Source organism: Paenibacillus sp. NPDC093718, assembly GCF_050279985.1.
In the GTDB taxonomy this organism is placed as follows: Bacteria; Bacillota; Bacilli; order Paenibacillales; family Paenibacillaceae; genus Paenibacillus_AQ.
This window is the reverse complement of sequence record NZ_JBNNUS010000002.1, coordinates 511,887-528,539: the sequence shown is the minus strand read 5'-3', so window position 1 is coordinate 528,539 and position 16,653 is coordinate 511,887. Positions and strand designations below refer to the sequence as shown.

The 16,653-nt window shown below is 45.7% G+C and carries 16 protein-coding genes, 1 pseudogene and 1 other annotated feature (1 of these 18 cut by a window edge); of the genes and pseudogenes, 13 read left to right on the top strand and 4 right to left on the bottom strand.

Going from position 1 to position 16,653, the window contains the following annotated elements; genetic code table 11:
* The first annotated feature begins 118 nt into the window (after positions 1 to 118).
* From ACQKPA_RS08140 to ACQKPA_RS08130, 3 genes and pseudogenes are all read left to right on the top strand, one after another.
* Positions 119 to 1,090, top strand: coding sequence for a cytosine permease (locus ACQKPA_RS08140; protein ID WP_427491109.1), 972 nt, complete (start codon positions 119 to 121; stop codon positions 1,088 to 1,090).
* A complete protein-coding gene (locus ACQKPA_RS08135; RefSeq protein WP_427491107.1) occupies positions 1,091 to 2,194 on the top strand; it encodes a DUF917 domain-containing protein in 1,104 nt (367 codons plus the stop codon).
* Positions 2,187 to 3,737, top strand: a pseudogene (locus ACQKPA_RS08130) (hydantoinase/oxoprolinase family protein). The gene ACQKPA_RS08135 and the pseudogene ACQKPA_RS08130 overlap by 8 nt, the downstream one beginning before the upstream one ends.
* Positions 3,738 to 4,063: 326 nt before the next feature.
* Here the strand turns inward: ACQKPA_RS08130 and ACQKPA_RS08125 are convergent.
* On the bottom strand, positions 4,064 to 4,147 hold the full coding sequence (locus ACQKPA_RS08125) for a putative holin-like toxin (RefSeq protein WP_427491704.1): 84 nt from the start codon (positions 4,145 to 4,147) through the stop codon (positions 4,064 to 4,066).
* 1,148 nt (positions 4,148 to 5,295) lie between these two features.
* On the opposite strand from ACQKPA_RS08125, the gene ACQKPA_RS08120 reads away from it, so the two are divergent.
* A complete protein-coding gene (locus ACQKPA_RS08120; RefSeq protein WP_427491105.1) occupies positions 5,296 to 5,814 on the top strand; it encodes a DNA topology modulation protein in 519 nt (172 codons plus the stop codon).
* Positions 5,815 to 6,016: 202 nt separating this feature from the next.
* Complete coding sequence (locus tag ACQKPA_RS08115; RefSeq protein WP_427491702.1) at positions 6,017 to 6,208, top strand: helix-turn-helix domain-containing protein; 192 nt, start codon at positions 6,017 to 6,019, stop codon at positions 6,206 to 6,208.
* An 86-nt stretch (positions 6,209 to 6,294) separates the two neighbouring features.
* Here the strand turns inward: ACQKPA_RS08115 and ACQKPA_RS08110 are convergent, their stop codons facing one another.
* A complete protein-coding gene (locus tag ACQKPA_RS08110) occupies positions 6,295 to 7,164 on the bottom strand; it encodes a cation diffusion facilitator family transporter (protein WP_427491103.1) in 870 nt (289 codons plus the stop codon).
* 281 nt (positions 7,165 to 7,445) lie between these two features.
* On the opposite strand from ACQKPA_RS08110, the gene ACQKPA_RS08105 reads away from it, so the two are divergent.
* Both ACQKPA_RS08105 and ACQKPA_RS08100 read left to right on the top strand, forming a co-directional pair.
* Positions 7,446 to 8,027, top strand: coding sequence for a TetR/AcrR family transcriptional regulator (locus ACQKPA_RS08105; RefSeq protein WP_427491101.1), 582 nt, complete (start codon positions 7,446 to 7,448; stop codon positions 8,025 to 8,027).
* Positions 8,028 to 8,104: 77 nt separating this feature from the next.
* Positions 8,105 to 8,728 carry an MBL fold metallo-hydrolase gene (locus ACQKPA_RS08100; protein WP_427491099.1) on the top strand — a complete coding sequence of 208 codons (624 nt, stop codon included), beginning with the start codon at positions 8,105 to 8,107 and terminating at the stop codon, positions 8,726 to 8,728.
* 184 nt (positions 8,729 to 8,912) lie between these two features.
* Here the strand turns inward: ACQKPA_RS08100 and ACQKPA_RS08095 are convergent, their stop codons facing one another.
* A complete protein-coding gene (locus ACQKPA_RS08095; protein WP_427491097.1) occupies positions 8,913 to 10,859 on the bottom strand; it encodes a GTP-binding protein in 1,947 nt (648 codons plus the stop codon).
* A 282-nt stretch (positions 10,860 to 11,141) separates the two neighbouring features.
* Between ACQKPA_RS08095 and ACQKPA_RS08090 the strand changes: the two genes are divergently transcribed.
* From ACQKPA_RS08090 to ACQKPA_RS08080, 3 genes are all read left to right on the top strand, one after another.
* Positions 11,142 to 11,582: a GNAT family N-acetyltransferase gene (locus ACQKPA_RS08090; protein WP_427491095.1), complete on the top strand. Its 441-nt coding sequence runs from the start codon at positions 11,142 to 11,144 to the stop codon at positions 11,580 to 11,582.
* A 172-nt stretch (positions 11,583 to 11,754) separates the two neighbouring features.
* Positions 11,755 to 12,138 (top strand): BlaI/MecI/CopY family transcriptional regulator, encoded by a 384-nt coding sequence (locus ACQKPA_RS08085; RefSeq protein WP_427491093.1) that lies wholly within the window; start codon positions 11,755 to 11,757, stop codon positions 12,136 to 12,138.
* Positions 12,135 to 14,156 carry a M56 family metallopeptidase gene (locus ACQKPA_RS08080; RefSeq protein WP_427491091.1) on the top strand — a complete coding sequence of 674 codons (2,022 nt, stop codon included), beginning with the start codon at positions 12,135 to 12,137 and terminating at the stop codon, positions 14,154 to 14,156. Before ACQKPA_RS08085 ends, ACQKPA_RS08080 begins: the two co-directional genes overlap by 4 nt.
* A gap of 67 nt (positions 14,157 to 14,223) precedes the next feature.
* Here the strand turns inward: ACQKPA_RS08080 and ACQKPA_RS08075 are convergent, their stop codons facing one another.
* The gene (locus ACQKPA_RS08075) at positions 14,224 to 14,679 is read right to left on the bottom strand and encodes a VOC family protein (protein ID WP_427491089.1); all 456 of its coding nucleotides are present in this window, start codon (positions 14,677 to 14,679) and stop codon (positions 14,224 to 14,226) included.
* A 118-nt stretch (positions 14,680 to 14,797) separates the two neighbouring features.
* Between ACQKPA_RS08075 and ACQKPA_RS08070 the strand changes: the two genes are divergently transcribed.
* The 3 genes from ACQKPA_RS08070 to infC are packed head-to-tail and all read left to right on the top strand — an operon-like array spanning position 14,798 to position 16,489.
* Positions 14,798 to 15,220, top strand: a complete 423-nt coding sequence (locus tag ACQKPA_RS08070; protein WP_427491087.1) for an Lrp/AsnC family transcriptional regulator — start codon at positions 14,798 to 14,800, stop codon at positions 15,218 to 15,220.
* Positions 15,221 to 15,264: 44 nt separating this feature from the next.
* Entirely contained in the window at positions 15,265 to 15,957 is a 693-nt protein-coding gene (locus ACQKPA_RS08065) for a metallophosphoesterase family protein (RefSeq protein WP_427491085.1), read from the top strand.
* A gap of 43 nt (positions 15,958 to 16,000) precedes the next feature.
* Complete coding sequence (gene infC, locus ACQKPA_RS08060; RefSeq protein WP_427491083.1) at positions 16,001 to 16,489, top strand: translation initiation factor IF-3; 489 nt, start codon at positions 16,001 to 16,003, stop codon at positions 16,487 to 16,489.
* Between the two features lie 82 nt (positions 16,490 to 16,571).
* Positions 16,572 to 16,653: a binding site (T-box leader), on the top strand; it runs 177 nt beyond the window's last position.

Genomic DNA, 16,653 nt, shown 5'->3' with positions numbered 1-16,653 from the left:
GTTTTGTCCAATAAGACAAAAACATCGGATTTTTTTTTGTTTTTTGAAAAAGACGCTGACCTGTTTCATCTTTTACAATAAGAAAAAATATTCGAACGAACCAGATTGGGGGGATCATATGAAAGCCGTTAAAGAGCATCAATCCTGGTTCAGTCTCGGAATCATCTGGGCTGGCGCGGTCATCAGCATCCCGAGTTTGTTGGTAGGGAATGCGCTTATTGCAGGCATGGGACTATCGAAGGTATTACTTGTCACGTTAGCAGGTTACTCCGTTATTGTGCTGCTCATGATTTTGCAGGGGATTCAAAGCACGGATTTAGGAAGACCGACGGTTCAGGTTGCAGGTCAGGTGTTTGGCAAAACAGGGTCTCGTACGATTCTGTCGATTATCCTCGCTATTGCGTGCCTTGGATGGTTCGGAATTCAGGCGAATGTGTGCGGCGCAGCCTTGGCAGACCTGCTTGCCAAGACCGGAGTGAACATGCCGGTGCCGCTGGCATCTCTCATATGCGGTTTCGTGATGGTGATATCGGCCGTCTATGGCGTTAAAGTGCTGCGGGTGATCAGCTATATCGCCGTTCCTTTATTGGTGGGAATCAGCATATTTGGTCTTATCGAAGCCTTGACCGGTGACTCCCTGCAGATCATTCAGCATTATAAGCCTGAGGGAGCTATGAGCTTTACGGACGGGCTGGCGATAACGCTGGGTTCATTTGCCCTGGGTGCAGTCATCGCGGGAACCATTGGGACCGTATTGGCCGTCGTTGGTATACTCAACTATTTTACGCCGATCATGTCCATCCTGTCGGCGATGATTCCGCCGGTGGCAGGTGTGATGATCGCATCTTACTGGGTGCTTGGCAGAGGGGATAAGCGCTGCTGGCATGAGGTCGAAGGAGTGAATGTACTGGGCGTCGTTTCCTGGCTATTGGGCGCGGTGATTGCTAGTACCCCTGTTGTGTTATCCTTGTTCCCAAGCTTGCCGCAGGTACCGAATCAGCCGTTGATCGGGATTGTCATTTCTTTTGTCGTGTATTATGCAGGCTATCGTTTATCGGCTCAGAAGAGCGTTATATTGGAGGGAAAATGAATGAGATATTTAGATAAAGCAGCTGTTGAAAACATCGCCGTCGGCGCAGCATTTCTGGGAACCGGCGGAGGCGGAGACCCTTATATCGGAAAATTGATGGCTCTCTCGGCCATTGAGAAGTATGGACCTGTAAAACTATGTTCAGTCCATGAGATTCAGGATGAGGACTTTTTCATTCCGGCCGCGATGATGGGGGCGCCATCCGTATTAGTGGAGAAATTCCCTAAGGGGGACGAGTTTGTTAAGGTTTTTCAAAAATTAGCGAATTACAAGGGAAAAGAACAGATCGCCGGCACGTTTCCGATGGAAGCGGGAGGCGTCAATTCCATGATTCCCATCGTCGTTGCAGCGCAGCTGGGATTGCCTCTGATCGACTGTGACGGTATGGGGCGGGCGTTCCCGGAGCTGCAAATGGTGACGTTTAACCTTGACGGCATTCCGGCGACACCGATGGCGATCTCGGATGAAAAAGGGAACATCGGCATCTTCGAGACCATTGATAACAAATGGACAGAACGGCTCGCCAGAGCGGCCACGGTTGAAATGGGTGCCAGTGCTTTAGTAAGCCTGTACCCGGCAACGGGTGCTCAAATGAAGCAAAGCGGCGTTCATCATATCGTGACCCTCTCCGAACAGATTGGAGAAATCATTACATCGAAGAATCGGGACGCGGGCGATAAGCTTCAAGAGCTGCTGAACCTTGTGTCCGGCTATGAGCTTTTCCAAGGTAAAATCGTGGATGTCATCCGGGAAACCAAGGGCGGATTTAACCTTGGTCAAATGCATCTCGATGGAATCGAGGCACATAAAGACGGAGTGATGAAGGTTCATTTTCAAAATGAAAACCTGGTTGCCGAAAAGAACGGTCAAGTTATAGCGATGACCCCCGATTTGATCTGTCTGGTTGATTACGAAACCTTATCGCCTGTAACTACGGAGAGCCTGAAATACGGTAAACGCGTACGGGTAATTGGACTGCCCGCTCATGAAAAGTGGAGAACGGAAAAAGGAATCCAGACGGCAGGACCAAGATACTTCGGATATGATTACGATTATGTTCCTATTGAGGAAATGGTGAAAAAGGCGGTGGCTGAGAATGTATAGAATCGGGATCGATGTAGGCGGCACCAACACAGACGCCATCATTTTGGATGAGAATTATCATCTGGTTCATGCGGTGAAATCACCAACAAGTCTAGATATTAGGACGGGTATTGAAACATAGCTCCGGAATTTGCTGCAGGGATCGAATATAGATAAAACCGAAATAACGCATGCCATGTTAGGTACAACCCAGTGCACGAATGCCATTGTTGAACGCAAAAAGCTGGCCCAAGTCGGCGTCATTCGTCTGGGTTACCCGGCAACGGCTTCCGTTGCTCCGTACACATCCTGGCCTGAGGATATGGTTCAGGAGTTGTCGGGTAAATATGCTCTCGTTCATGGAGGATATGAATATGATGGCCAAGTGCTTGGAGAAGTTGACGAAGCTGAAATTAGAGCTCTTTTGGAGGAATGGGGGAGCAGTGTCGAGTCCATCGCCGTCATTGGGGTGTTTTCATCCATTAAAAATGATCAGGAGCTCCAGGTTCGCGATCTCATCCAACAAGTGTATGGACCGGAATTCCCTGTATCCTGCTCTTCATTGATTGGCTCGGTCGGTTTAATCGAGAGGGAAAATGCGACCATACTCAATGCAGCATTGTGCAAGGTTATTGAAACGACAACCCAAGGATTTGTGAAGGCGTAAGAAGAAGAAGGCATCACAGACGCAGCGGTGTTTTTATGCCAGAATGACGGTACCTTAATGTCGATCGAGTACGCTAAACAATTTCCGATCCTGACCATTGCATGCGGGCCAACGAACAGCATACGCGGTGCCTCTTATTTGGCGAAGATTAAAGATACGATGGTTCTCGACGTGGGAGGGACTACATCGGACATCGGGGTTTTGCAGGACGGGTTCCCAAGAGAATCTTCGGTTGCGGTCGAGGTTGGCGATATCCGCACGAATTTCCGCATGCCGGATATTATCTCCGTTGGGCTGGGCGGCGGAAGCATCGTGCGCTCGGAGAACGGCAAAATTACGGTTGGCCCTGACAGCGTAGGATACAAGATTGGACAGAAAGCGCTGGTCTTTGGCGGGCATACGCTGACTACAACAGACATTGCCGTTCGGCTGGGTCTCGCGGATGTCGGGGATAAGAGCTTGGTAACGCATCTGGATGAAGACTTCGCTAAAAATGTGCAAGCTGAAATTGCAACCATCATTGAGCAGGCCATTGACAAAATGAAGACATCGTCGGGAGATGTTGAGCTTGTTTTGGTAGGCGGCGGCAATGTCGTTATACCGAACACGATTCGCGGGGTATCCCATATGATTAAGCCTGAGAACGGGGGCGTAGCCAACGCCATTGGCGCGTGTATTGCTCAAATCAGCGGACAATATGAACAAATATATATCTATTCTACAGAGCCCCGTGAGGATTCATTAAGAGATGCGCAAGAAAAAGCCGTGAAGCAGGCGGTGCTGGCTGGCGCTGATCCGGCTACGGTGGAGCTCGTGGAAGTGGAAGAAACCCCGCTGGCTTATCATCCGGGAAATGCGACGAGACTGAGAGTGAAAGTCGTAGGAAACATGAAGTAGAAACAAGATGAAGCAACAGAGAAGCTGAATCAGCTCACTACCCTGCGAGGCTAAGTTCTTCGGACCCGGCGCATTCGCGCCTTAAGACTCTCGGGTTCGTAGATACAATAACGTTAACTGAAATTACCGCAGACAGCATTACAGACCTTATATGAATAAAAATAAACAAACAAAACCTATAAAAGTGTTATAAATTGAGTTATACTGAGGTAAGAATAAGTAAGGAGCCGTGCTGGAACACGACTCCAAAGCACAATAACTGCATAAAGAGCAGTCGGCCACAGGAGTTAGGTCGAGAAACAGACCGTTACCTTAGCGAGGGCGGTCTATTTCTTTTTCAAGTAGGTAAGCAATGCCAAAATGAACATGCCGAACATGAACATTAAGGAAAGCGCATCTTTAACCTCCATGGGCATCACCTCCCTTCTGGGAGATTAGCCGACCGCCCTTATAGCCGTATATTGTACTTAGGAAAATTATAACATATTGGACTAATGAATACTGATACTATCATTGAATTACGAATTGAGAAAATAAAAGATTGAATAACAAAAGTACGTAATCACAAGATAGGCAGTAACATCACTTAACAATGCTTTACGCTGCGGGGCTTTCGCCCCTTTGTTGTTGGACGATTTTACAAGGAAGAATATTCTGACAACACACGACCTGGCCTAAGATATCTAAGGCCGGGTCGCGTCGTAGATGCGAGTAACGTTATATAAAATCAGCAAAATCAGGACGTTATCTTGATAACATATATTCACTTATCGGGCATACGCCATCGGTCTGACAGAGGGATTTGGGTGAAACAGGGGCATCCGGACACATCTGACCATATCGGACATCGTGAACACGAGAATGTAAACTGAAACCAGTGAGAAAGGAAATAAACCAGAATATGTATAAGAAGTATGAAATTAGGTTTCCTAGCTCAGGGCATGTCCAAGTGATTAGTTCTATTTTAATTACTTCTTTACTGATCCAAGTACTACCAATAGATGATATATTATCTGTTATTTTTTTAGTTTTATTATTATTAGGTAACCTAATCCGAGTAGTAATGTTATTGAAGAGGATATTAAGAAAAAATAATGAGCTAGAAATTACAGAAGTACAATTAGGCTTAATCAAGCTGAAGTACCAGTACAACAAATCGAAAAGATTATAATAGAAGGTTATTTTGTACAGAGTATCGGTATCAAGTTATATGGAAGAAAATTAGTTTCAATGGATTTTCATTTTAGATTTAAGAATAACGAGGAAATTAATATTGAAGAATTAAAGCAATGGGCAAATAGGAACAGGATAAAAGTAACTAGTGGAAGAATATTCAGATGGATATAGATATCCTGAAAGTAACTAAGGGAGTCCTGCCATCCGGTAACCTCGTATCTACTCTTCGGGCGTACGCCCATTGCTGCACGATGAATTTCAAAGAAGAGGCAGACAACCATTCGCCGACTAACCGTATCAGCAGCCCTCCAGACTTAAGTCGGTGAAGGTTCGCAGTTACAAGAGCGATAGTGGAAATTATTTTAATAACCAGGAGAACAAAATGAAGAGAATCATGATAATTGGATCTGGAGGATCAGGGAAATCTACATTCTCAAGTAAACTCTCTGAAGTCTTAGGGTTACCATTGTATCATTTAGATGCGTATTATTGGAAACCTGGATGGATTGCAACCCCTAATCACGAATGGGATGAATTTCTAAGAGAGCTCATACATAATGATGAATGGATTATTGATGGAAATTATAATCGAACAATAGATATTAGAATTTCTAGAGCAGATACAATAATTTTCTTTGATTTACCTCCGTGGATAACTACGTATAGAGTCATTAAACGAAGAATTAAATACCATGGAAGAACAAGACCTGATTTGAATGAGGGTTGTCCGGAGCAATTAGATTGGGAGTTCATGAAGTGGGTATGGAATTTCAAAAAACATAAAAGACCAGGAATACTCGAAAAGTTGAAAAAATATGAAAAAGAAAAAAATATAATAATACTTAAAACACCAAGGGAAGTAACTAACCTAATAGACAAATTAAATAATAAATTTGAATAAAGGCAATCGCTCCGGGGCTGGTGCCTGGTGGTCTGCATGGGGGATCTCGATAAAGCATATTCAGCAGAATGAAAATGACAAAAAGAACCACTTATATCTTAGTCATTATCATTGCGTTAATAACCATTGCTTATTTATACTTTTCTCCGACTACAGTTCACAAAGAGATGGAAGGCTTGGTCTATTCTTTCGATTCAAAAAGATGTACCTACAGCGTATCCAAGCTGCGGGCTGCGCCTATGAGCAGGATTTACTTAGATTAACGGGAGTATCATCCGCTACAATGGCGAAGCTTAATACCAATGAATATGTGTCATTAGAAGTCATAGATAAATTATGCAGCGCTTTAGGTTGTCAGCCAGGGGATTTGCTAGAGCATATAGCGGAGCAATAAGTAAAAGGAATAAAGAGAAAGGTCCGGCCAATAAGAATGTGACCGGACCTTCTTCGTTAGTTAAGACACTTGGTAATGTTGGAGGCTTAACTCGGTTCTATATGAACATGTACGTCATAAACGCCGTGTGTTTCTTTTAGTTCATGCTCCACCTGGTCTGATATATCATGGGCGACCCGGATATCCAGATTCGATCTGACCAGGATGACAATGTCGACAACCGTGTTGCTGCCGTAATTCCTTGCCCGAATGTCCTTGACTCCCTTAACGCCAACCACTTGTTTTACGGTTTCTTTGTAGCTTTTGACAATGTTCTCATCGAAGCCATCGGTTAAATGATGAGAGGCATCCCGGAATATATCCCAAGCGGTTTTACATATCAAGAAGCCTACCAATACGGCGGTAAGGGGATCGAGCCATGGCAGCTGAAATTGAGCGCCGATGATCCCCAAGACCGTACCGATGCTGACCCAAGCATCCGAAAGGTTGTCCTTGGCTGCTGCCATAACGGCTTGACTGTTTATTTTGGTGGCTAGGCGCTTATTGTAGCGGTAGACCAAGAACATCACGATGGCGCAGCCTATGCCGGTCCATGCGGATATGAGATCAGGCGATTCATGGTTTCCTTCAAACATGGAAGAGACGGCCCCGAACAGGACTTGGATCCCGACGGCCATCATAATAAAAGAGGCGATCAAGGAGGCTACCGTTTCCGCTTTCCAGTGACCGTAAGGATGATCTCGGTCCGCAGGTTTTTGCGATAAACGCAGTCCGATCAATACAGCAATGGACGCCACGATATCTGTAGCATTATTTAATCCGTCCGCCCGCAGGGCCTCGGAGTTCGCCGTGTAACCTATCAGTAATTTGATTGCAGATAAACAGATATAAGCAATGATACTGATAATGGCACCTTTTTCACCTAATTTTAAATCATGATAACGTTGTTGTTCCAAATCAAGCCGACTCCTTCCACACGCCCCAAAAAATAGTACCTGACTATATTACCAAGCCGAGCAGGGGTGGGTCTAGAGCAACGTTTTTTCCTCTCACTTAATAAGTGACAAGGGGCAAAAAGAGTTGCACCAGACTAAGAAAGATAGAGTGAGGCTAGGTTTTGGCATAAGAAATTGAAATACGGGAGGGATGATAGCATTAAGCATGACGCTTGACATCAATATCCAAGGAGAGTAACATTGGTTATATACTAATTGGTACATAACTGAGGTGAGAGTGGTTGGCGCGTCCGCGGGAATTCGATATGCAGAAAGCATTGAACAATGCGTTGGAATTATTTTGGGAAAAGGGTTACGAAGCGACCTCCATTACAGATTTAACGACCAGGATGGAGATTAGCCGGCCCAGCCTGTACATGGCTTTTGGAGATAAACGTGCATTATTTATGAAGGCATTGGACATTTATATGGACCAGTTTCTTCGGAATCTCCAGACTATTCTTGCTGCTAATGGATCGGGGTACAAGGGGATCGAGGCATTATTTCGAGATATTGTTGAATCGGTCGATGACAGTGGAATAAAGCGCGGCTGTTTGTTCGTAAACACAATGACGGAGCTTGCCGCACATGATGAGCAAATCGCGTTAAAAGGCCGGGAGTATCAGGACAAGGTATCACAGTTTCTGGCAAACGCGTTGACAGAAGGAAAGGAAGCGGGAGACATTGCGCAGACCATCGACGTTCATTCCACGGCACACTTTCTAATGCTGGCATTGGTTGGACTTTACGTGGTCATAAAAATAGAACCCGACCCGGTTATTTTGAAACACAGTATAGAAGTTACTTTGGGTGTATTGAGATAATTTTTTTTGACCGTTATATACCGATTGGTATATATCAGTGCGCATATATTAAAATTTTTGTAAGGGAGATGGTTGGAATGCGATGGAAGCAGCTGACACGTCACGTGTGGGGCGGGTATGTATATTGGCCATTGCCTGTCATGGTATGGATCGTTGAAGATCGGAACGGATTAACGCTGGTTGACGCAGGGATACCGTCCATGTGGAATTCGTTGTATCAAGCGTTAAACGTCCGCTTCAAGAACAAGCCCTTAGTACGGGTGCTGCTTACGCACAGTCATGGGGATCATGTGGGGATGCTGCCGAATCTGACTCGGACCTTGCAGGTTCCGATTGTTGTACACCCATTAGAAGCGGACCGAATATCTGAAATCCCCTCTAATCCAATTCAATCCCTGGATTTGGAACATACGTATGGCGGGTTAATCCCTTATCATACACCGGGACACAGTCCGGGGCATGTGGTATTCTATCATCAAGACGACCAAATTCTTCTCGCAGGCGATCTGTTTACAGCATTCTTCGGCAAACTCCGTAGACCCATTGCGAAATTTACGCCTGACATGGAAGAGTCACTTCGGAGCGGGAAGATTCTTGAACGGCTGGACCCTAAGCTTACGGCTTGCGCCCATTGCGGTGTTGTTAAACATGCGTCATTGCAATACCCCAAGCTGCTTCGTAGAGGTCATGGCAGTCGGTAGTCTTTAATTGCTTTCATTGTAAACAACCTCAGGATAACGGCTTTTCAGCCCTTATCCCCGGTATATGCCTTCAATTCGGAACCATTGAACGCCAGAGACGATATTTAGAGTGAAAAATGAATCGAACAAAAAATAGCGGGCGAGATCATCTCTCGACACCGCTATGGATTGACACGTACGTTCTTTACATGATCTTGTTCAAATAAAGCATATATTCACCACGGTTCAGCGGGTTGACTTGCCGCCGTTTATTCACAGGGACGGTGGCTTGCACCTTCACGTAGCCTCCTGGTTTAACGGAGAGCATGCCCTCACCGCTTGTCAGGGAATGGACTTCGGCTTTCAGCAAGTCGGTCGTCCGCACGGGAATGGTACCATGCACGTGGACGGCATTATTGTGGAATGTTGGTTCCTGATAGGTTCCTTCCAGTGCCGCCAATTTGGATAACACTTTGCTTAAACTGGTTTCCGGCAAAATGAATTGGATCACGTTAATGGGCTCGTAGACTTCCGTTCCAGCTTTGTTGAGCGCCGACATGAGGACGAGCGGGGTCAGGCTGCGAAAATCCTTTGCCGTCGAAACCGGACTTGCATAACCCGTATGCGTCAGTGTCACGATAATATCGGTCACGGTCCATCCATACAATCCTTCCTGCAGTACCTCAATCACCGTATCTTTAATCGCTTTCTGAAAGGATAAGGGGAGGGAGCCCAGTTCCACTTCCAGACGATACTGAATTCCGATTCCTCTCTCGCCAGGCTCAACCCGTAAGCCAACCGTTGCATAAAAAGGACACTCGCCAATAAATTCAACAGCCTCTCCGGTAGCAACAGGCTTCTCGATACAAATGACCCGCGGAGCAGAAAATACAGCTTCAATGCCGTATTGCTGCTGGATCGTTTCCAGCAGAATTTCCTGCTGGACTTTACCGAATACGTGAATGATGTTTTCTTTGGTTTTCATATCCTGGATATATTGCAGGAATGGATCCTCTTCGGTGAGATGGCTTAAGGCCGTGTGAAGTTGATGCTCCTCCGCGGGATTCTTGGCCGAAACCTGGACTTGAATCGGCGGCTTCTGAAAGTGGACCCTCTTCATCCTGTCGGAAACAGCACCGATGACGTCGCCCACCTTGAGTTCATCGGTCATGAGAATCGCAATGTCTCCGGCATCGATCTGATTCACTGGCATGGATTTGCCATGGTGCAGAGCATGCAGGTGTTTTACCTTGAACATGGTGGTGTTGCCATTCTGCGTTATCACCGTAATCTCGTCTCGCGCCTGGATACTGCCGGCGAACAGCCGGAGGTATACGTTCCGTTCTCCGTTCGGAAATTTGATTACTTTGAAGACCAGGCCGGATAACGATTCATGCTGAAGCTCCGAGGCGTCATTAACGGGGAACAACTCCCCAAGCGCATCAAGCAGCGGCTCGATGCCGATCCCTTTGGCTGCTGATCCTGCAAATAGAGGGTAAGCTTTACCTTGCTGGGTTTGCCTGCGTAATTCTTCCAGCAGCCGCTCACGTGATATGGGAATATCCTGGGCATAGTCGTTCAGCAGATCGTCATTGGACAGAGCCAACAGTTCGACCCACCCGGAGTTATGGGGATCGGCCACGTCTACCCGAACGCTTGCGCTGCCTTCATGAGTTACAGAGCTCATCTCGCAAATATGTTCATCCAGCAGATTCCGTATCATGGTAAAGACATTGTGGTAATTCGCGCCCATGCGATCGATCTTATTCATGAATAGAAGGGTGGGAATCCCTTGTTCCTTCAGTGTTTGCATGAGCACCCGCGTCTGGGCCTGTACGCCCTCAACCGCGGAAATCACCAGAATGACGCCATCCAGCACACTTAGTGAATGCTCGACCTCCGAGATGAAATCGGCATGTCCCGGCGTATCGATCAGATTGATTTTTAGATCGCCCAGCATGAAGGATACTGCAGCGGATTTTATCGTGATGCCCCGTCTCCGCTCAATCTCCAGCGAATCCGTGATGGTATTGCCTAGGTCAACGGAGCCCGCTTGATTAATAATGCCGGATCTGAACAGGATTTGCTCCGTTAGTGTGGTTTTACCGGCATCAACATGGGCCAAAACTCCAATATTCAATATGTTCTTCATATATGATAACCCTCATTCGTTTCATAGTTAGTTGTCCTTTCCGTTGGAAGTTATGGTTCAATTGCCGCATGTATATCGCCTCCGTGTAAAATAAAAGTTACTTCTAGTTTATCCATTGAGAGCTGATCGGAATATGTAATAAATACTTATAATTGTTCATTATCTTGCTCTAAATCTGGTAACATGCAGCGTCTTATTTGAATTTACATATTTAATACCGTGAAAAACAGTCGGCATTGGATTAGGATAAAGGCATACACCATATATGAAGGAGTCTTGCATTTGATAACACTTCATGCCATAGATAAGGACAATTGGGAGGATTGCATCCGTCTTAAACCGAGACCTGAACAGGAGAAGTGGATTGCCCCCAATCTATACTCGATAGCGGAAGCTCAGTTCATGGAGGGCTTCGAAACGCGCGCGATCTACCATGATGAAGAGATGATCGGATTTGTGATGTATGGTCTGCACCCGCACGATGATAACTACTGGATCTACCGGTTTATGATCGACGGCAAGTTTCAGGGACTGCATTATGCCAAACCCGCGATTCGTTTGGTTCTCGAGGAGATTAGGAACTCGCCGGATACAACAGACGATGTTATGCTCTGCTATAAATCCGAGAATGAGCATGCAAAAAGGCTATATTCCCAAATCGGGTTTAAAGAGGCCGGGATTGCCCCTTGGGGAGACGTGATGGCTAAATATCGTTTTATATAAAATGAGCTTTCCTTTTAATGCATCTTGAAACCCGCATGTCGTGCGGGTTTTTTGCGTAGAAGGAAAATGGATCTGACGGTAGTGACGAAAATGATTTGACAAATAACAATTACATATGTAATCTAATAATCATGAATTGATTACATGTGTAATTAGAAGTGGGAGGATATGAATGATGAAGGATATTCCGCGGATTTCTGAAGCTGAATGGGAAGTGATGAAGGTGATCTGGAACCAATCACCGACAACAGCGAATGATGTCATTGCTGTATTAAGCCGTAATTCGGATTGGAAGCCAACAACAATCAAATCTTTGATAAGCAGGCTGCTTAAGAAGGAAGCGATTGGATTTCACCAAGAAGGGAAGACCTATTCGTATTTCCCCTTAGTTAGTGAAGAGGAGTGTATTAAAGCAGAAAGCAGTTCATTCTTGCGGAGGCTGTACGGCGGGGCGCTAAAACCGATGTTTGTTAATTTCCTCAAGGAAGAGAAGTTAACTGAGGATGAGATTGAGGAACTGAAAAAAATGCTGGATGAGCGAAAAGGAAAGTCATGAATTTGGTTCTCGAATTTGTATCTTCCTTCATCGGCTGGTTAATCTTAACTTCATATATGGCATCAGTTATGGCTGTCATCCTCTTCGCGTTACGATTTACTCTGAAGGACCGTGTTCCCATCCGGTGGCAATACCTAATGTGGATGGTTTTGATTATAAGACTACTGTTGCCGTGGGCACCGGAGAGTCCTTTCAGTCTGTATAATGTGTTCCCATTTACAGACCATCAGGCTACAAGGATCATGATTACAGCTGATGTTCTTGAAAATACTAGGCCTGTGATACCCGAGGGAGAGATGTTAGTGCCTGGAAGCCTGGAGCCGGAAGCAGCTGCTCCATCCAATGTGACAAGTGATGAAAGCCCCCCAATACCATGGAAATACTTGCTGATATTCGGTATCTGGTTGATAGGGGTAATCACATTTGCCATCTACATGATCAAAGTTAACCGTATGTTTAACCGAAGTATCGTGAACAGCTCTACAGATCTAGTTCCTAATTCTCAGTGGATTCACTTGATCGAGGATTGCAGCGTGAAGATCGGTATGAAACGTAGCTTGCCGTTACAGGTCACTAATGCTGTTAAAGGGCCCACGCTGTATGGATTCTTTCGTCCCAAAGTACTGCTTCCAGCTGCCGGAATGGAGGAATTCAGCGATAAGGAACTGAGTTACATATTCCTTCATGAGCTGGTGCATTACAAGCGGAAAGACATACTTGTCAATTGGATCATGACTGTTCAACTGATCCTTCACTGGTTTAATCCGATTCTATGGTTTGCCTATCGTAAAATGCGGGAGGATCAAGAGATATCCTGTGATGCCATTACCATCTCTTATATCTGCTCTGATGAAATAAGAGAGTACGGATATACCATCGTTAAGATGCTGGAAAAAAAGTCAACAAGATCACAACGATTGCTGGCAACCGCTAACTTTTCGATGGATTCAACACAGATTAAAAGGAGAATTAGAATGATAACGATGTTTAAGAAAAATTCTTATAAATGGTCCGTTGTCGGATTGTTAACCATGATATTGCTGACTAGTGTATCACTGACTAATGCGAAAGCAGATCACTTGAATCCAGCGTTGGCCCAAGAACTAACGGTTATGGAAAAAAGGAATGCCCCTGTGCTTGCCGAGCTCGACACTACCATTCGTGCTAAGGTGGAGCAAACGATCTACGAAGTAATGCGTGATCTAGGAAAACCGCTGCCGCTCAAGAATATAAGGGCTGTTCCTGAGAATCATCAATGGTTCCTTGATTTCATCGGTGATGGTACCGGACACACCTATATTTGGGTGAACGATAAGACAGGCACGTTGGAAAGAGTTAAACTCGGTATCGATTTGCAGCCGTCCAGCGTTGAATCAGGTATGATAGATCAAGCCAAACAGGCATTGAAGGATGGAGGATATGAAGGGCCAACCGACTTTAAGGCTCATCGCGTGATTGAATTTGATCCGGAACTAGGTTATTCCTACGAGGTTCAAACCAGATTCGTTGACGGCCCTGCAGAAGTATTATTTTCGAATGATAAGATTAGCCAGGTATCCTTTGAGATGAATCCTGCCCATGTGACGGAAGAACAGAATAGGAGAGGACAAGCAGCCCTGTCTACCCTTCGGGAATATGCTGGAGACCAATTAACGGCTGCTCATCGCCTGATCGCGGGTAAAGAGGGATACATCAATCTGCAGTATAAGGATGGCAGTCACGTGAATTACCATCCTGAAACGTATGAAATTAGCCAAATTGCGGTTTCGGAGACGGCTGCTGGAAAGAAGAAGCAAAAGGTCATTAACATGACGCCACAACAATTAACCAAGACGGCCGCCCCTATTGCTTCCGAATTGTTTCAAGCCGATTTAGGCGAGTATACTTTAACGATGCATAAAAAAGCGCCTGGAACAGCGACTTTCAGTAAAGCGGGTCAGCTCAATATCCATGTCTCGTATAATAAATATGGGGAGATTTACTTCATCGATCGTAACCATGTGGAATACTCAAAATAGGCTATAAGATAGAAAAGCCGTGCGTTCAACCATTTCCTCTATGGCAGAACGCATGGCTTTTTTTAGTTCAATCTTTTGGGATGCCGGGGAATCGAACCTCTTCCATCAATTCAATCACTTCACCGTTTGGACTGTATACGAGTGCATTCTTCACCAAAAGCGGAGGTTCGCCCAGTGTAAGGGTGCTCGGTTCCTCACAAGGCGTTGCCCCGTATTCAAGTGCATGTTGATATATGTCCTCCACGTTCTGAACATAGAACGCGAGATGCAGCAATGCTCCATGTGCGATTTCATCTGCTGTTTTAGCCTTTCGTCCTTGCGCGGCGATAACGGCATCGTTATCAAAGATCTCCAAGCAGGTTCTCCCATCCGGAGATACCAGCATGGAGGCATCTTGGATCCGGTAGCGAGGCAAACTCCAATGATGCCCTAAGCGGAAACCGAAAACTCGAGTGTAAAAGTCGAGGGTTCCTTGATAATCTGTCGCTTGAATGGCGATATGCGCCAAACCCTTGATTTGCATAATAACGGCTCCTCACATCTTCGAATAGCTATATTATATGAAATCAGTGTATTTTGATATATACGATAATGAAGGAGAATGTGCTACTATACCTAAATAGCAAAGTTGTTCGGATCCGATGTCCTTAAATAAAATGCCGATCTCGCAGATAAGCAAAATGGTTGCCATGTCCCAGCCTGCAGTGAAGGAGAGAATCATGAAGCTGGAGGAGAAGGACTATATTTCCGGCTATCGAACGGAATTTAATTTACAGCGCATGGAACGGGGAACAACCTCATTCATTCTGATTAAGACAGAGCAGTGCCAAGCGTTGGTTGAATTTTGTGAACAGGCACCGGAGGTGACGGACTTGCACCGAATCAGTGGAGAATTTAATTATTTGATTAAAGTAAAGACCGCATCGGTTGAAGAGCTTGCTGATTTTCAGGATTCGATTGCAGGCATGGGTCCATTAAAATCGTTAATCAGCCTGAAGAACCTGCTGGAGAACAGAGTGGTATTATGGATTAGGGTGGGGAGGGGACTACGATTCGAATATTAGCGATTAGCGACATTCATGGCTGCTACGATGAATTCAATCAGTTATTGTCTGACGTGCAGTACAATCCCGCTAAGGACCAGCTGATCTTGCTTGGGGATTATGTGGATCGCGGATTCAAAAGCAGGGAAGTCATTGAGCAAGTGATGAAACTGCGGGATGAAGGTGCCATCACACTTCGCGGAAATCATGACCAGATGATGCTGGATGCCATTTTGCTAGATACGGATGAAATGAACTCGCGCTGGATTCGCAATGGAGCTCGACATACAATAGAAAGCTACTGCGGCGCCGATTTTTTTGAGGGTGAAATGGATCGTGCCAGATATAACGAAGGCAAAGCCTATATTAAGAAGGAGTTTGAGCATCATCTATCCTTTCTTGATACGCTGGCTCTCTTCTATGAAACAGACACACACATCTTCGTGCATGCAGGGATTAATCCGGGTGTTGATGACTGGAAGTTGCAGCCTCAGCATGATTTCATCTGGATACGGGAACAGTTCTTCAATTATCCTACAGGCATCAACAAAACTGTGGTGTTCGGGCATACGCCAGCGGTCAACCTACATGACTCGGAGCAGATTTGGTTCTGTGGAGAAGGGGACAAAATCGGTATTGATGGAGCGTGCGTGTACGGTAAACAGCTTAACTGTCTGGAAATCACGGAAGAGCAGGAATACCGAACGCATTCTGTTCGGTCCACGCGCAATGATGTGAACGTAGAGGAAGAGAAATGAAATGAACGAATATCTACATGACTTTTGATAGGAGGATCTATCCATGTTAATTATGAATGAAAAGATAAAAGCGCGCGAAGTAGAGCTGACCGGCCTAAACGGCGAGGATCTGGGAGTCGTCTCCAGGGATGAGGCGCTTGCGCTGGCCAAAAGTCACAAAGCCGATTTGGTGTGTACCTCGTTATTCAGCAGTCCCCCGCCATGCAAGCTCGTAAGCCGGGGTCAGGCGAAGCAGGAGGCCGTAAAAGAGAAGAAGGGCCAACAAGCTCCATCTGGTCCGATGAAAGTAAAGGAATTCCGTTTATCCGTACATATTGAAGAGCATGATTATGACACCAAGCTGTCGCAAATGCACAAGCTGCTGGCAGCGGGCAAAGCCATCCAGCCCGTTATTCGCATTCAAGGCAAGGAGGGCGAAGCCGCCCGCATGCTGCTGGAGCGACTCGTTCAAGATCTGGCTGAGGTTGGCAAGAAGGAGACGGGCATTCAGGTCAGCGGCAAGCAGGCTACGGTGAAGCTGCTGCCGAACTAAGCTGACGGAACGCATGTTCTTTCATTTTAGCAAAGTTCCATGGTTTACTTTTTTATATTTAGATGATACCATGGATCAAATTGTAAACGCCATGAAGAGAAGAGTAGATGAACAGGAATCCCTACAGAGAGCTCCGGTAAGCTGAAAAGGAGTTGGAAGCCATT

Coding starts and splice junctions, on each gene's coding strand:
- ACQKPA_RS08075 (WP_427491089.1), bottom strand. CDS start 14,679: ATGCAAATCAAGGGTTTGGCGCATATCGCCATTCAAGCGACAGATTAT.
- ACQKPA_RS08115 (WP_427491702.1), top strand. CDS start 6,017: ATGTACCTACAGCGTATCCAAGCTGCGGGCTGCGCCTATGAGCAGGAT.
- ACQKPA_RS08125 (WP_427491704.1), bottom strand. CDS start 4,147: ATGGAGGTTAAAGATGCGCTTTCCTTAATGTTCATGTTCGGCATGTTC.
- ACQKPA_RS08070 (WP_427491087.1), top strand. CDS start 14,798: ATGTCCTTAAATAAAATGCCGATCTCGCAGATAAGCAAAATGGTTGCC.
- ACQKPA_RS08095 (WP_427491097.1), bottom strand. CDS start 10,859: ATGAAGAACATATTGAATATTGGAGTTTTGGCCCATGTTGATGCCGGT.
- ACQKPA_RS08085 (WP_427491093.1), top strand. CDS start 11,755: ATGATGAAGGATATTCCGCGGATTTCTGAAGCTGAATGGGAAGTGATG.
- ACQKPA_RS08080 (WP_427491091.1), top strand. CDS start 12,135: ATGAATTTGGTTCTCGAATTTGTATCTTCCTTCATCGGCTGGTTAATC.
- infC (WP_427491083.1), top strand. CDS start 16,001: ATGTTAATTATGAATGAAAAGATAAAAGCGCGCGAAGTAGAGCTGACC.
- ACQKPA_RS08100 (WP_427491099.1), top strand. CDS start 8,105: ATGCGATGGAAGCAGCTGACACGTCACGTGTGGGGCGGGTATGTATAT.
- ACQKPA_RS08140 (WP_427491109.1), top strand. CDS start 119: ATGAAAGCCGTTAAAGAGCATCAATCCTGGTTCAGTCTCGGAATCATC.
- ACQKPA_RS08135 (WP_427491107.1), top strand. CDS start 1,091: ATGAGATATTTAGATAAAGCAGCTGTTGAAAACATCGCCGTCGGCGCA.
- ACQKPA_RS08120 (WP_427491105.1), top strand. CDS start 5,296: ATGAAGAGAATCATGATAATTGGATCTGGAGGATCAGGGAAATCTACA.